General features: G+C 60.9%; 13 protein-coding genes and 1 pseudogene. 9 read left to right on the top strand and 5 right to left on the bottom strand.

What is annotated here, in order from left to right; all coding sequences use genetic code 11:
* Positions 1–95: 95 nt before the first annotated feature.
* Positions 96–386, top strand: a pseudogene (locus tag ACFPN9_RS14165) (transposase); the annotation flags it as partial.
* 24 nt (positions 387–410) lie between these two features.
* On the opposite strand, the gene ACFPN9_RS14160 reads toward ACFPN9_RS14165, so the two are convergent.
* The 5 genes from ACFPN9_RS14160 to ACFPN9_RS14140 form a co-directional block, all read right to left on the bottom strand.
* Positions 411–1031 (bottom strand): hypothetical protein, encoded by a 621-nt coding sequence (locus tag ACFPN9_RS14160; RefSeq protein ID WP_377817202.1) that lies wholly within the window; start codon positions 1029–1031, stop codon positions 411–413.
* Between the two features lie 296 nt (positions 1032–1327).
* Positions 1328–2227, bottom strand: coding sequence for a hypothetical protein (locus ACFPN9_RS14155; protein WP_377817201.1), 900 nt, complete (start codon positions 2225–2227; stop codon positions 1328–1330).
* Positions 2228–4852 carry a S8 family peptidase gene (locus ACFPN9_RS14150; RefSeq protein WP_377817200.1) on the bottom strand — a complete coding sequence of 875 codons (2625 nt, stop codon included), beginning with the start codon at positions 4850–4852 and terminating at the stop codon, positions 2228–2230.
* The gene (locus ACFPN9_RS14145) at positions 4794–5750 is read right to left on the bottom strand and encodes an AAA family ATPase (RefSeq protein WP_377817199.1); all 957 of its coding nucleotides are present in this window, start codon (positions 5748–5750) and stop codon (positions 4794–4796) included. Before ACFPN9_RS14145 ends, ACFPN9_RS14150 begins: the two co-directional genes overlap by 59 nt.
* Positions 5751–5831: 81 nt before the next feature.
* Positions 5832–6161, bottom strand: coding sequence for a hypothetical protein (locus ACFPN9_RS14140; RefSeq protein ID WP_377817198.1), 330 nt, complete (start codon positions 6159–6161; stop codon positions 5832–5834).
* A gap of 720 nt (positions 6162–6881) precedes the next feature.
* On the opposite strand from ACFPN9_RS14140, the gene ACFPN9_RS14135 reads away from it, so the two are divergent.
* The 8 genes from ACFPN9_RS14135 (at position 6882) to ACFPN9_RS14100 (ending at position 14716) form a co-directional block, all read left to right on the top strand.
* Entirely contained in the window at positions 6882–7592 is a 711-nt protein-coding gene (locus tag ACFPN9_RS14135; RefSeq protein ID WP_377817197.1) for a GntR family transcriptional regulator, read from the top strand.
* On the top strand, positions 7589–8698 hold the full coding sequence (locus tag ACFPN9_RS14130; RefSeq protein ID WP_377817196.1) for an isocitrate/isopropylmalate dehydrogenase family protein: 1110 nt from the start codon (positions 7589–7591) through the stop codon (positions 8696–8698). The genes ACFPN9_RS14135 and ACFPN9_RS14130 overlap by 4 nt, the downstream gene beginning before the upstream one ends.
* Positions 8695–9714 (top strand): Gfo/Idh/MocA family protein, encoded by a 1020-nt coding sequence (locus ACFPN9_RS14125; protein ID WP_377817195.1) that lies wholly within the window; start codon positions 8695–8697, stop codon positions 9712–9714. Before ACFPN9_RS14130 ends, ACFPN9_RS14125 begins: the two co-directional genes overlap by 4 nt.
* A gap of 82 nt (positions 9715–9796) precedes the next feature.
* Positions 9797–10813, top strand: coding sequence for a TRAP transporter substrate-binding protein (locus tag ACFPN9_RS14120; RefSeq protein WP_377817194.1), 1017 nt, complete (start codon positions 9797–9799; stop codon positions 10811–10813).
* A 31-nt stretch (positions 10814–10844) separates the two neighbouring features.
* Positions 10845–11366: a TRAP transporter small permease gene (locus ACFPN9_RS14115; protein WP_066720281.1), complete on the top strand. Its 522-nt coding sequence runs from the start codon at positions 10845–10847 to the stop codon at positions 11364–11366.
* Positions 11367–11369: 3 nt separating this feature from the next.
* Positions 11370–12656, top strand: a complete 1287-nt coding sequence (locus ACFPN9_RS14110) for a TRAP transporter large permease (RefSeq protein WP_066720278.1) — start codon at positions 11370–11372, stop codon at positions 12654–12656.
* Complete coding sequence (locus ACFPN9_RS14105; protein WP_066720275.1) at positions 12653–13621, top strand: SMP-30/gluconolactonase/LRE family protein; 969 nt, start codon at positions 12653–12655, stop codon at positions 13619–13621. The genes ACFPN9_RS14110 and ACFPN9_RS14105 overlap by 4 nt, the downstream gene beginning before the upstream one ends.
* A 48-nt stretch (positions 13622–13669) precedes the next feature.
* Complete coding sequence (locus tag ACFPN9_RS14100; protein ID WP_377817193.1) at positions 13670–14716, top strand: DUF4432 family protein; 1047 nt, start codon at positions 13670–13672, stop codon at positions 14714–14716.
* Positions 14717–14993 lie beyond the last annotated feature (277 nt).

Below are 14993 nucleotides of genomic sequence, written 5' to 3'. Positions count from 1 at the left end.
ATCGTCAACGGCCATCCCAATAGCCGCATCGACGAACTGCTGCCCTGGGAATATCCGGCTCAGGCCGCTCTCAGGGATGTGGCCTGAGGACGACGCTTACGTCCTTGTTCGAGGCTCGCGAGATCGTCGCCGACTTCCATGCCATGATCAGAGCGAGGCAGGCCGAGGCTTTGGCTTCCTGGATCGAGCGCGCCTCCCAAAGCCTGGTCGCCTCATTGTCGAATGGCGTCCGACGAGACGAGGCCGCTGTGCGAGCAGCTATTCTCTCGACTTGGTCAAACGGTCAAACCGAGGGCCAGATCACCCGTCTCAAGCTCGTTAAGCGCCAAATGTACGGCCGCGGAAAGATCGATCTTCTCCAGGCGCGTCTGATTGGCGCGACATGAGCCCCAAACGTCAGCGAGATTGCGTCAGACCCAAACTTGCACGCCGAAACACACCATCGTATCGATCTGCTGTCGATAATCGGGCCTGAGGGCGTTGCCTTGCTGATCGATCAGCAGAATGAAATGGCAATCGTCGAGGCCATAGTCGGCGAAGGCATTAAATATTTCGCAGATCGCCTGTCCAGACACGACGGTGTCGATAAAGATGAAGCGCCCGGATTTCCCGCCTTCTCGCAGTCGGAACCCCAATGCAATTTTGCCCGATATTGCCCTGAGATACTTGTAGAAGAGCAATGCTTTATCACTGCGGTCGCGCCGAATGAAGGCAGCCAGGACACGGGACCAAAAGCGACGTATGGCGGCCGTCGAGATCGCGAAGTCATTGGCACCATCGGCGGTGAAGGGCAGATAGAGTTTCTCGATCGGCCGGATCCGCGGCGCTGAGGGGTCAAAGGCTTCGTAGCACTCGTTCCTTAGCGTATGAGCATAGCTGGCTGCGCCAGCGATGAAGGGACTAGCCCCCCGAGACGGCACGACCAAGAGATCAAACCCTTTCGCCCGCAGTTTCTCAACCGTCGCGTCAAGATCCATACAAGCTTGCGCATATGAACGCAAGATTTCGAGCGTGATATTCGCCACGTTCACAATGATTTTCCTTCAACATAAAATATTCGCTAACTAAAACCGCTCGTCCGCACACTGATTTTGCCAATGCAGCGATAGGGACTGTCAGCATTGTATCACGGATATGACATTCGAATTCGCCCTGTAACCGAAATCTAGGTTTGAACGGACGCCCAGACCGGGCTCGAACTTTCCGTTAAATTCTCATCGTCTTTCAGGGGTAATCTTCATGGCAATTGAAAAATTTAAACGAAGTCGGACCACCGCTAACGGGTGATGGAAATCGCTCCCTCGAACGGGAAGCTATTCCGAGCAATCTATGCTCTTTCGGCAACAGCATCATCTTCCACGAAGGGAGAAATACCGAAAACCATGTAGTTTTGCCCGATTGGCTCTGCACCGTTCTGCGGGACAATTTGTTGAGTAGAACGGTTCCATCCGTAGAGTGACCAGTCCCAATTGCCCTTTCTTCCGACCTGCATGACGACAAATGACCCGTACCGGAGGCGTGCCGACGTTGGGCTTCCGGCGAAATCCAAACCCAGCGAGAAGGTGTGAATCTGCCTGTTCTTCCGCCGGCTCATCACCATCCGCACCAAGCCTTCCGCGAGGCTAGCTAATGGCTTGATGGCCGGTTGGGCCGTTTGAATAAGTTCCAAGCCTTTCTTAAAAGCATCGCCATCAAGGACCCCCAAGATGATGTCGTCGGATTCGCTCGATACGTTGACGGTGCGCCCCTCGAGGTTGATTCCGTTTCGACCGACTGTGAGTCCCATGAACACTGGGAGCCCACTGACGCCCGCGCTTTGGCCGTCCCTCGCATTGCAGGTCGCAACGAAATTCAACTCCTCCGTCTTGCCTGCCACCTGATTCTTGCCGGAAAACTCACACAGGATCCGGTGAGTGCCGAAACCTGGAAATTCCTCGACGTAGAAGCGATCTAGAGTAACCTTGACCCGCTTGCCGGCGATTGAGCCATCGGGCTGGACCGAGGCAAGCGGCACGATAGGTAGGACTGCCTGCGAGCCTTCTTCAATGAAACCGTAGATGGCGTCTGTACCTGCCCAAATCGCGGCGTTTCCCCAGATGCCCTGGCCGGTACTGCCTTGGGCGCTGATTGCGTGCGCTCGCGCTTCATCCCCTATGAGCTCAAGGTACTCTTTGATTTCTGCACTGGTCTGAGAACCGAGACTCTCATCGGGGTGAAATCGCGACATCTATCGAGTCCTGACAGGCGTTGGTTGAACGCGGAGGCGGTTTTGGATTTGCTGGCGAATGTTTGCGTAGATGTCAGCCTCGATGGTCGGCGCAACCTCGAAGCTGACCGCCAGCGCGTATGGCACCTTCATTTGATTGAAGGCTGACGTCGCAGCGAGAGCTTGAACCCCAATTCGGAAACTCGAATCTGGGGCGTACGGGATCGCTCTTTTGCCCGATAGCTTTGCGTGGAAAAGCGTGCCCCGTCCGCTCAACCGGTGCGGTGGCTGAATAATGCCCTTTCGCGCAATGCCGGACCAGAAGTTCGATCGACCCAGCTCGTCTGTTAGTTGAAGGCGGATAGCGCGAGATGACTTTGCGGCCAGGCGAACGGGTGACGACCATGCCAACGTGAATGTCACGCTGCGGACGTCCACTTTTCCGCCCAAAGCGTCTGGCAGCGGAATCTCGAATTCGTGGCGCTTGCCATTCCGGATCACTCCCTCCGCGAGCATCGTTGCCCGGTGGGTGGTTCCGCTGACGACTCTGCCGATATCGGGCTCGCCGTACCCAAGAAACCTCGACATTTCGCGGTATCGGCGCTCTGCGTATCGGGATTCCTCCGGCTCAAAGCAGCCACTCAGGTGATCGCCGACGTCGCCCCATGCACAGCCGTGTGCAAGAAGGCACTTCAGTACGACCGCTCGGGTTTCGCGGTCGCTCCACGGCGTCGCTCCCGGACCAGACGCCAAGTCATCGAGAGCGTCGGCAATCAGGACGGCATTGCGCGTGGCTAGTGCCGCTGCATTGCTAGTGCCAGTAGAGCGATGCGTGAGATTGCGGCGCCCCCCTCGCGTATCGGGCACGGCCGACCTCTGACCCGCACTTTCCACCTCGTGGGCAAAAACAGCGAAGGGAGGGCCCACTGACGGTCGAGCGGCTTGCCGGCCTCCTGGCAAGACGATGTCGGGCTTCACGGCTCCGTCCACGCCGAACCCCAGCCGGGAACCCAAGTTGGTCATTCGTAAAGGCCCGAAGGGATCAATTGCGGCGGTGAATGCAGCGGCACCAGCGGCGTCGCAGTGGATGGCTCCGACCGTAATGCCGTTAAAGGTCTGGGCCGGGCTAATCAGTGGTCGGCGATCTTTCGCCGTCTCAAGGCCCTTTAAGATAGCCTTAGCCCGTTCTGCAGGGCTGGCCCTTCGAAACTCTGTGATGCTAGCGAAGCCATCGACAGGTACGCCATCCTCGATATTACCAGCACTCACAATGAACAGCAGATTGTACTCGTGAGCCAGATAATCAAGTAACCTGCTCCAATGTGTCGATGAGTGTTCGAACGGGGCATTCAGATCGCCGATGGAATGATTGATGACGACGACACTGCTCCCAATCGGACCGTTATCGTCTAGGCCTTCCATGAGAGCGCGGACCGCTCGTTCGATCATCAGGACCGGCAATTTGTTCGGAGGTGTATGCTCCAGACCGCTGCTCATGGGGCTGGCTAGGACCGGGACGACCATCAGACGACGGTCGAGGGGCAAGTCCTCTAGATCCAGATCGCCATGAAGAATGAGCGAAGCCATCTGCGTGCCGTGAAAGCGGCGCTGAGGGCTAGCCTCTCCGGGCTGAACGTCGATCGGGAAAACATCGACTCGATTGCGCAGCAGGTCATGGTTCTCGACAGGAAACCCATCGAGAAGTGCTACGATTGGATCGCGTGGATCTGGCGCCGAGGGCGGTTCGCGCGATGGACCGGAGGCGGGCTCCTTCTCGGGGGCGACCGCTTGGCTAAAGCTTTGTGGGCGGATCATCATGATCTCGTCCGCGCTAGCCAGGGGACCGGTCAGTTCGATCAGTTCGCGAACGCGAGCAGCCGGTAATTGGACGAGCGCAGCATGATATTGGATCGCGGCAATCATGCCGATATCCAGTACTTGTCCTCCAGCCTCGCTAACCTTCAATTTAAATTGGCTCTCGCGCGCTACACGCGTCGCATGCTCTGCTCGGAACCAGAGATTGAATTCGACACGGACTTCCGCTGTGGGGTCATTTTCGAGCTGCTGATCGAGAACGCGCCTAGTCCATTCATCGATGCGGTCCGCGCTACCCCAAGGTCGAATATCATTCAAAGCCCCGAAGATCTTCCACCACGCTCCATAACCGTATTCGGCTTTGCTGTTATTCTTGTACTGGCTCCAAAGGTCCAGCATAAGCTTCAGCGATTCCGCGGACGGCATAATAGCGTAGAGACGGCGTTCCTCCTTAACAACGAGGGGGGGACTGTCAGCCACACCGTCCGCGTCGTCTTCATCATCGAGATCGTCTTGCGCGAAATCAGGATCTTCTTCCTCCAGCAGCCATTCAAATCCCAACCGCTCAGCTTCTTTCAGAAAATCGGACTGCCGATATTTAAGTTCGAGTACAAGGGCGCGATCGGGAATAATAGCGTCTGCATCCCGGCGGATATTGATGTTACCTTGGGCGCTCTGAAGATTCGCCGAGATTTTCTGGAAGCGCTCGCCAAATCGCGCGGCCTGCGCTTGAGGCGTTTCAGACGGCCGCCGCCGCCTGTCGGGAGTGCCTTTAACCCTCTTCGTCTCGCTCGAATAGGTCAGGGTTAGGATCGGACGCTCGGTGGCCATTCTTCTGCCTGGTAGAAGCTAATCTCGACTTCCAACGCTTTACGGTCAAGCGAATCGCGTCAACCTCGTCGAGCCGCTTCTCCGACAATACCAGCCTACGTTGAACATCCAACGAGAACTGCTCCGCCTCCGCGAAGCTTTTCCCCCGGAATTTTTCGGAAAGCTCGCCAGCGAGCGTAGGATCGACCTGGTCTAAGGCAGGGAATGCACGCTCAAACCACGCTTTCAGCTGCCGGCGTGAAGGATTGGGCAAATCAAGCCTCACCTCGAACCGACGCCAAACCGCACGGTCAAGAAGCTCCGGATGGTTTGTCGCACAAACCAAGACGACATGGGGCGGAAGCGCATCGAACTGCATGAGTAATGAACTCACGACGCGCTTGATTTCGCCCGTCTCGTGAATGTCGCCGCGCTCTTTACCGACGGCGTCGAATTCGTCGAAGAACAGCACGCAGGGCGTCGATGAAGCGTATTCCATCACAGCCGACAGCTTGGCAGCGGTTTCGCCCAAGAAGCTGCCGACGACACCCTCATAGCGGAGCGCATAGAACGAAACTCCCAACTCGGCAGCTATCGCCTCCGCCAAGCTGGTCTTTCCGTTCCCCGGCGGGCCGACGAGCAGGACGCTTCGCCGGGGCTGGAGCGAATGGGAGTAAAGCAGATCAGCCTGCTCATGCTCCGTCCGAAGCTCAGTCAGTAGCTCTTGGTTATCCCGAGACAACACCAGATCGCGAAAACGGAGGCGCGGCTTCCGCTCCGCTAAAGCTCCGGATACCGAGGCTGGCAAACGGCTCATCGGCAACGGCGCACGCTCTGAGACTGTCTTGTCGATCACACGAGCCAGCCTTCCCGCGAAAGTGTGCTGTTGACGCGCGCGCGCCTCTTCCGCGAGCGCCATTACAGTACGCCGAACACCAGACCTATCGCCATTGGCCCCGGCCTCAGCAAGGGATAAAACGAGGTCGCCCCGGCTCATAACTCAAGCTCTCTCAACATTCCCAGCGAACTTGGGCTCTCCGCCCCGCTCAAGCCTAGCAGCAGCCATAATAAGAGCATGTAGCACCTTACTAAAGGACTCAATATCCCGTTCTGTTATTTTTTCTGTTTGTTCGGTTTTTGGTTCCGAGACTGATGGCAGTTTCGCCATGAGCGCCTCTGCGCTTCGAAGCGTCACCTTCCCGCTGCGTGCGGCTCGGTGGAGCGTTGATTTGGGCACTCCTAGAAGCTTCGATGCCCTCGAATAGCCGTTTCGATCCACAAAAGCAGCGACGCGCTTTTGAACTTCGGCATCAGCTACGACCTTCGGCATCACAATCTCTTTCGTGCGCGATTAAAAGAGAACAATAGCGGCTTTCGTTCCGTTATCAACTCGCAGATTGGACAACTCGCAAGCGCGCTACCGCCTCGCCCACGAGGTCGCATGCGGCGCTCGACGAAAGTGGGTGCATCTCGTCGTACCAGTTGGCCAGCGTGCGCTACGCACGATCTTCGTTACGGTCACCATCCGCGGAATCAGCTCGATCCTACGCGAAGCATCGGAGAGCTCACGCTTGGGCTCACTAAAACCCGTCTTTCCTACGGTGAGCAGCGAGCCAATCGGGCTGTGTGTCATTGCCTTGCTGGGGCGCCCGAGAGCGGACGTTGCGCGCGTCCGCAAGGGGCCATCAGCGCCTACCAGCTTGGCGAGCGCCCGCGCATGCCCGGAGAGCCGCCAACAGGATTGCCTACTGGCGTACGGCCTGTAGCCAACAGAATGTTCGACAGATTGATACCCACCCGCAAGACGCGGCCGGGGCCAGAATATCAACGACGTTGCGGCCGGGCAGCACGACGAAGTTGTGCATGATCTATTCCTGCCTACGCGATCCGAGCAGGTCGATCCCGGCGCCTCGCGCTCTGAGCCCAAACGCGATCGGGCTATCGCCGCCTTGATCCGCCTCGACTTGTCGCCTGCGCCAGGCGGCCCGCAGATTGCCGCTTGCAATCGGATTGGCGGCGTGTACGTTTGTCGCATCAATTAATGTATGCATTGTCGGATTCGATGATCAGTAGGTTGTCCGTTTCGGAAACACCCCAGCCCGCCCGGCGTTCGACGGACGCGGTCTATGCGCAGCTAAAGCAGCACATTCTCGACAACCGCTATCCGCCTGGAGCGCAGATCCTCGAAAGCGAGATTGCGGCCGAGCTCGATGCGTCTCGGACGCCGGTTCGGGAGGCCTTCGTGCGGCTGCAGCAGGAAGGCCTGCTCGAAATCGTCCCGCGCCACGGCGTGCGAATTTCGGCGCTGTCGCCGGGCGACATGCGCGAAATTTACGAAGTGCTCATGTCGCTGGAGCCGACGGCGGTGGAGCTTCTGGCCCGGCGAAGGCCGGACAGGGCGGAGCTCGCCGGCCTCATCGCTTCCTGCGATGCGATGGAGGCCGCACTCGCGGGTGCAGCCGACCTTCAGGCCTGGGCTGCTGCCGATGAAAGCTTCCACCTCAACCTTGCGCGTCTCTGCGGCAACAAGCGCTTGGCGGGCATGATCATGCAGGTCTGGGACCAGGCCCATCGCGCTCGCATGTTCACGCTCTCGCTGCGGCCGCTGCCGGTGCAGTCAACAACCGAGCACCGCGCCGTGGTCGAGGCCATCCTCGCGGGCGATGTCGAGCGTGCCCGCGAAATCTACCACGAGCATCGCAAGCGGGGCGGCCTCGAGCTGACCACCATCATCGAACGACACGGAATCCAGAGACTATGACTTCGAACTCATTCCACCTTGCCGTGATGCCGGGCGAAGGCATCGGCGTCGAAGTCATGGAGGCAGCGGCCGTCGTGCTGGACGCGGTCGAGAAGCGCTTCGACTTGTCCTTTCGTCAGGAACATGTGCCCGGCGGAGCGCATCATTTCAAGGAAACAGGCGCGATCCTGCCCAATGGCGGCATGGAGAGGATCGGTAAGGCCGACGCCATCCTGTTCGGTGCCATGGGTTGGCCGGATATTCGCTACCCGGACGGCACCGAGATCGCCCCGCAGCTCGATATCCGCATGCATTTCGGCCTCTATGCCGGCGTGCGCCCGATCCGCGCCATTCCGGGCACCCCGCCGATCCTCACCGATGAGCGCTGGAAGGACATCGACCTCGTCATCGTGCGCGAGTCCACCGAGGGCATGTTCGCCTCGCGCGGCAAAGGCGAGATCATCGACGATCAGGAAGCGCGCGACACTCAGGTCATCACGCGCAAAATCACCGAGGAACTGACAGACTTCTGCTGCAGGCTCGCCCGCCGCCGCCGCGAGACACGGGGCACGCCGGGGCGCGTCACCATCGTTGATAAGGCCAACGTGTTCCGCTCCTTCGCCTTCATGCGGAAGGTCTTCTACGAGGCCGCGGCGAAGCATCCCGACATCGAGGCTCGCCACCATTACATCGACGCGATGGCGCTCGACCTCGTCCGCCGCCCCTGGGACTTCGATGTCCTGCCGACCGAGAATCTGTTCGGCGACATTCTCTCCGATCTCGGCGCCGGGCTGATCGGCGGCATGGGCTTCGCTCCTTCCGCCGATATCGGCGGGGGCCACGGCATGTTCCAGCCTAGCCATGGCACGGCGCCGGACATCGCGGGGAAGGGCATCGCCAACCCGACAGCCATGATCCTCTCGGCCGCGATGATGCTGGACTGGCTTGGCGAGCGACATGGCAGCAATGCAGCCAGAGACGCCGCCCGCGCGATCGAGCTCGGCGTCGACCATGCCTTCGGCAAGCTCAACCTGCGCAGCTACGATATCGGCGGGCGCCATGGCACGCGGGACATCGGCAGCACCATCGCCAATCTGATCACGAGCGGAAAAGCCGACCCGCAATGACGCTGACTGTTGCCATAGCGGGTTGTGGCTATTTCAGCCGCTTCCATCAGGACGCCTGGAGCCGGATGGAAGGTGTGCGCGTCGTCGGCGTCGCCGATCGCGATGCGGGCAAGCGCGAGGCCGCAGCCGGGCTCCTGCACGGAGCCGCCGCCTTCGAGGATGCCGAGGCGATGCTGGATGCGACGCGTCCGGACCTGATCGACATTGTCACGCCACCGGCTACGCATCGCGCTCTCGTCGCGGCGGCGGCGCTGCGCGGCGTGAAGATGATCTGCCAGAAGCCGCTGGCGCCGACTTTCGACGATGCGCAGGAGATCGTCGCTATCGCCGAAGACGCGGGCGTGATGCTGGCCGTCCACGAGAACTTCCGCTTCATGCCGTGGTTCATGGAGGTTAGGCGACTGGTTGCCGACGGCGCCATCGGCACGCCTCTCAACATCAACTTCCGACTGCGGCCCGGAGACGGCCAAGGGTCCGAAGCCTATCTCTCGCGACAGCCCTATTTCCAAAGCATGTCGCGCTTCCTCATCCATGAGACCGGCATCCACCTGATCGACGTGTTCCGCGACGTGATGGGAGAGATCACCGGCGTTTTCGCGCGGCTGCGGCGGATCAATCCGGTCATCAAAGGCGAGGATGCCGGGCTCGTAGTATTCGATTTCGCCAGCGGCGCCGCCGGGCTCTTTGACGGGAACCGTCATATCGACCATCCCGCCGACGACGCGCGCATGACCAATGGCGTGCTCATGGTCGAGGGCGACCGTGGCGTACTGCGGCTCGACGGCTATGGCCGACTGTTCCTGCGGCCGCTGCGTGGCGAAGAGCGCGAGCACACTTACACCTGGGTGGATCGTGGTTATGGCGGCGATTGCGTCTATGGCCAGAGCCGCCACGTCGTCGAACACCTGACCAAGGGTACGGCGCTGGTCAATTCGGGCCGCGATTACATGCGCAATCTCGCCATCGAGGAAGCGATCTACCGCTCTGCCGAAGAGGGACGCTTCATCTCTATCTGACGCAACATCTCGATCTGAACCACGAGAAGGCGGCCGTCGAAGCCGCCCGGTTGGGCAGGAAACACACACAAGGGAGGTTACCATGCAGAACAGACGTCATATCCTGAAGGCCTCGGCGGCTCTCGCCGGCGGCGCGATCACCGGCTTTCCCAACATCGTCCTGGGCCAGAGCGTCCGCACGCTACGCTTCAGCCATACCGACACCTCGGTTGGTGCTGCGAACGAGGCCGCGATGCGTTTCGCCGCAGCGGTCGAGAAATATACTTCAGGCCGTTGCAAGGTTCAGGTCTTCCATTCCGGGCAGCTTGCCAACGACGCCAAGTCGCTCGACCAGCTTCAGGTCGGCGGGCTGGATTTCGCCCTGACGGGCGTCGTCACCTTTACTCCCCATGTGAAGGACCTCTCGTTGATCGCCTTGCCCTATCTGGCCGAGACCTATGAGCAGGGCTGGAAGCTCTATGACACCTCGAAGTTCATCAAGCAGCAGGCGGATCTGCTGCCCGCCAAGGGGATGCGCATCGTCGGCAATTGGGAGGCCGGCTTCCGCAGTTTCACCACGAACTTCCCGCTTAACAGCCCGGCCGATGCCAAGGGCAAGAAGCTGCGCATCGCTCCGGTCGAAATGATCCGCTGGATCATGGAATCGATCGGTTTCTCGCCTGTCGTGATGCCGGTGACCGAAGTTTATCTCGCCATCCAGCAAAACACGGTCTCCGGTCAGGAGAACCCCATCGACACCATCTATTCGCAGCGCTTCTACGAGGTCGCCAAGCACGTCACTCTGTCGCAGCACGTCTATTCGCCGCGCTGGGTAGCCATGGCCGAGCGCACGTTCAAGAGTCTCAGCGCGGCGGATCAGGAGGGCATCCTCAAGGCGGCGAAGGAAGCCGGCGACTGGAATCGCACCGAAGTACGCGCCAATGACGAAAAGCTCTTGGCAGAGATGACCGCCAAGGGCGCGACCATCGTCAAGCCGGATCTCTCAGCCTGGCGCAAGGCGAGCGAAGGCGCCGTCGAGCGTGCCCGCAAGGAGTTCGGCGCAACTGCGGTCGACCAGTTCATCGCCGAGGCGGCAGAGATCCGAAAAAGTATGAGTTGAGCCCCGTCGAAAATCATCATCGGAGGCCGGCATGCATTTCCTCTATCGCCCTAACCTGCCCGAGCCAGCGCCTCTGCGCTGGCTCGGAGACATGGTCGATGTTGCCCTGACGCTGCTGGCCGCCATGCTGCTCGTCGTGATGTTCGCCAATGTCGCGGCGCGCGTGGCGCTGAACAGCGACCTCGCCTGGAACACCGAATTCGGCGAGTTCGTGCTGCTCTGGGGGACCTTCCTCGGCGGGGCTTCGGCCGCTCGCCGGGGCGCGCATATGCGCATCACCGAATTTACCGACAAGATGCCGCCCGCCCTGCAGAAGGCCGTCGAACTCGCCACCCGGCTCGGTGTGGCCGCCCTGCTTACGCTCCTGATCTCCTATGGCTGGAACATCACGGAGAGCACGATGGGGCAGGAGCTGACCGTGCTCCATGTGCCGATGGGGCTGCAGTATCTCGCGATGCCCGTCGGCTCCACGCTGGCGCTCGTCTTCGTGCTCTACGAGATCGCGCTGCTGCTGCGTGACAAGCCCCTTCCGCAAGAAGCCTTCCAGGACTGACACATGGTTCTCGCCGTCATCTGCGCGGTCTTCTTCGCGCTCGCTCTCCTCGGAATGCCGCTCGTCTGGGCGCTCCTGCTGACGACGGTCGCCACGATCGGGATCTTCGGCATGAGCTACCCGCTCGAGGCGATCTTCCTATCCTACATATCGAGCCTGGAGCCGCTGCACCTGGCAGCGATCCCGCTCTTCATTTTCACCGGGGAGCTGATCACCCATGGCGGCGTCGGCCGACGGCTGATCGACTTCGCGCGCTCGCTCTTGGCCTTCATGCCGGGCGGGCTCGGCGTCGTCACGGTCTCAGCCTGCACCATGTTCGGCTCGGTCTCGGGCTCGGCCGTTGCGGATTCGGCGGCGATCGGTTCTATCATGGTGCCGCGAATGGCCGAACGTGGCTATCCGCGTGCTTTTGCAGCCGCGCTGATCGCGGTCGCCGGCACGATCGGCGTGTTGATGCCGCTCTCGATCCCGCTGCTGGTCTATGGCTTCGTCGGCAATGTCTCGATACGCGAGCTCCTCGTTTCGGGCGTTTTCCCAGCCTTCACCCTCGCTTTCGTCCTGATCCTGCTCTGCGTCTGGAAAGGTCGCTCGCTGGGCTGCGATCTCGGCGGAGCGATGCCGAGCCGCGCCGACATCTGGAAGAGCTTCTTGGCCATTCTGCCGGCCTCCGGCATGCCTATCGTCATCCTCGGCGGCATCCTCACCGGGATCTTCACGCCGACCGAGGCGGCTTCGGTTGCGGTATTCTACGGGCTGGTCCTGGCGTTGTTCGTCTATCGCGAGATCAAGCCGGCGCAGGTTCCCGGCATGCTGCTGCAGAGCTTCCGCACCAGCGCCGTCGTCATGCTTGTGGTCGGCGCCACCGGCGCGCTGTCCTGGTTGATCACGGTCGAGCAGATTCCCGCCAATCTGGCGCAGACGATCCTAAACATAGCTGAGAACAAATACGTCTTTCTGTTTCTGCTCAACCTGGCGCTGATCCTCGTTGGCATCTTCCTGGAGCCGTTGCCCTCGCTGATGCTGACGGCGCCGCTCTTCATTCCCACCGCCAAGGCGTTCGGCATCGACCCGGTCCATCTCGGCCTGATCATGGTGTTCAACCTCGTGATCGGGCTTTACACGCCGCCAGTTGGCGGCACGCTCTTCGTGGCAGCTAAGATCGCGCGTGTGGGCATGGTGGCGATCTCGCGCGAGCTCATTCCGATGTTCATCCTGGCGCTCTGCGTGCTGTTTCTCGTCACCTATGTCGAAGCGATCCCGATGGCCCTGGTTTGGTTGATGCGCGGATGACGCTTTCTCTCGACGACGTCTCGCAGATCGGCTCCGGCCTCAGTCGTCCCGAATGCGTCCTCGCCACGGCGAAAGGCGATCTCTACACCGCCGACTGGCGCGGCGGCGTGGCCCATCTCCGGCCCGATGGTACGCAGACGCTCTATACCGGCCAGACCGTCGATCTGCCGGAAGGCCTGCGCCCGAATGGTATCGCGCTCGATCCGGACGGGTCCTTTCTCCTTGCAAATCTCGGCAGCGAGGCCGGTGGCGTCTGGCGCCTGACGCGCGATGGGCAGGTCGCGCCTTACTGGACGCAGATCGACGGCGCCCAGATTGCGCCCTCGAACTATCTGGTGCGCGATCATGTCGGCCGGCTCTGGCTCACCGTCTCGACGACGATGGTCCCGCGCTCGCTCGACTACCGTAGCGACTCGCACAGTGGCTTCATTGCCGTGATGGACGAGAAGGGCGCGCGCATCGTGGCGGACGGGCTCGGCTTCACGAATGAATGCCAGATCTCACCGGACCGGCGCTGGATTTATGTCAACGAGACCTATGGCCGGCGGCTGAGCCGCTTCGCGCTGCGCGACGACGCCAGCCTCGGCCCCAAGGAGGTGATCTACGAGTTCGGGCAAGGCCAGTTCCCAGACGGGCTTGCCTTCGATGTCGAAGGCAAGATCTGGATCGCGGGCGTGATCTCAAACCTTTTGATGCGCATCGATCCGGAAAGCGGGCATTGCGAGATCATGCTGAGCGAGACCGACCCGGCCCATGTCGCCTGGGTCGAGCAGGCCTATCAGGACAATTCGCTTGGGCGGCCTCATATGGACGCTAATCCATCGACGAAGCTGCGTAATCTTTCGAGCATCGCCTTTGGTGGGCCCGATCTGCGGACCGGCTATCTCGGCTGCCTGCTCGGAGATTCGATCGCTGTAGTCCGTCTTGACGCGGCGGGGGTGCCACCGGTGCACTGGTTGTATTGATGTTGCGCGTGCGTCCGACGGTGCCATGACGCCCGGGGCTATGGAGCGATGAACGGCTACTACCGCCCGCAACGGAACTGGGGCGTCCGCACCAAACATGTCATCTGGCATGGATTGGACGTGCTGACGTTGGAGAACGAGCAGCTGCGTGTCAGCTTCGCCGTCGGCCGCGGTGCCGATGTGGTCGAATTCCTGCACAAGACCAGCGATACCGACTTCGTCTGGCTTTCTGCCAACGGGCTTCGGCATCCGGCACTGCGCGCGGTCACACCGCCGGACGCCCGCATGGCGTTCTACGACAGCTATCCCGGCGGCTGGCAGGAGGTCTTTCCAGTCGGGGGCGCCCCGTCGGCTGGTCCGGGGCTTCCCTTCGGCAGCCATGGTTTTCATGGAGAGGTCTGGCACCGGCCATGGGATTGGCGGGTCGTGGAAGATGCGCCTTCCGCCGTGCAGCTTGAGCTGAGTATCCGCACAGAGACGCTGCCCTATCGCCTGATACGGAATGTCAGGCTCGAAACCGGCTCGTCGTCGCTGCTGTTCGAGGAAGTCGCGATCAATGAGAGCGATGTCGACCTCCCGCTGATGTGGGGCCACCACATCACCTTCGGCCGGCCGTTTCTCGGGCCCGGATCAGTTATCGAGATGCCGCGTAGCGTGGAGATCGTGACCGGCGACATCTCCCGCACCCATCCGCAGCGACGCCTTGCCGCTAATCGGGTAATGCCCTGGCATGACGCGGTCGATGCCGGCGGCCGGGCGGTCGACATGTCGCGCCTGCCGGTGGTCGGAACGCCTGGAGAGATGAGCTATCTGCGCGGCTTCCGAGAGGGCCACTATCTAGTTCGGGATAGCCGCGGGCTCGGTCTCGAAATCGCCTGGGACGCCGCCGTCATGCCCTATGTCTGGTGCTGGCAGGAATTCGGGGCGATGCGCGACTATCCCTGGTTCGGCCGCCACTACAATATCGGGTTGGAGCCCTTCACAAGCATCCCGCGCGAGGGCCTCGCGGCGGCCATCGAGAACGGCACGGCCTCGCGGCTGGCCGGCGGGGCACGCAAAGCTTTTGTGCTACGAGCCACTGTTGGTTGCCTCTGAGGGTGCCCGCTCGGCAAGGCCAGAAAGCGGACGCTCCGCGAGGCGCCAAGTACAAGAGCCCTCCGAATTTCGAAGGTTGAGGGTGAGGAGTGGCGCCGAGGCCACGCCGGATGTAACGACAGCGAAGCCGATCGTGTCGCTCGTGGCACCATGAAAAACTCTGTTACCCACAGCGCGCGAGGGTCGTGTCCCATAGCGTGGTGTAGCTGACGGTGGTCACCGGCGATTGCCGGTTAGGTTTGGGTTGTGAACGCCAACCCTGAACCGAGAGATCCCC

Origin of the sequence: Allobosea massiliensis (assembly GCF_042655245.1) — a bacterium.
GTDB classification, from domain to species: Bacteria; Pseudomonadota; Alphaproteobacteria; order Rhizobiales; family Beijerinckiaceae; genus Allobosea; species Allobosea massiliensis.
The sequence above is the reverse complement of the archived record's forward strand: the minus strand, read 5'-3'. Positions and strand labels throughout refer to the sequence as shown.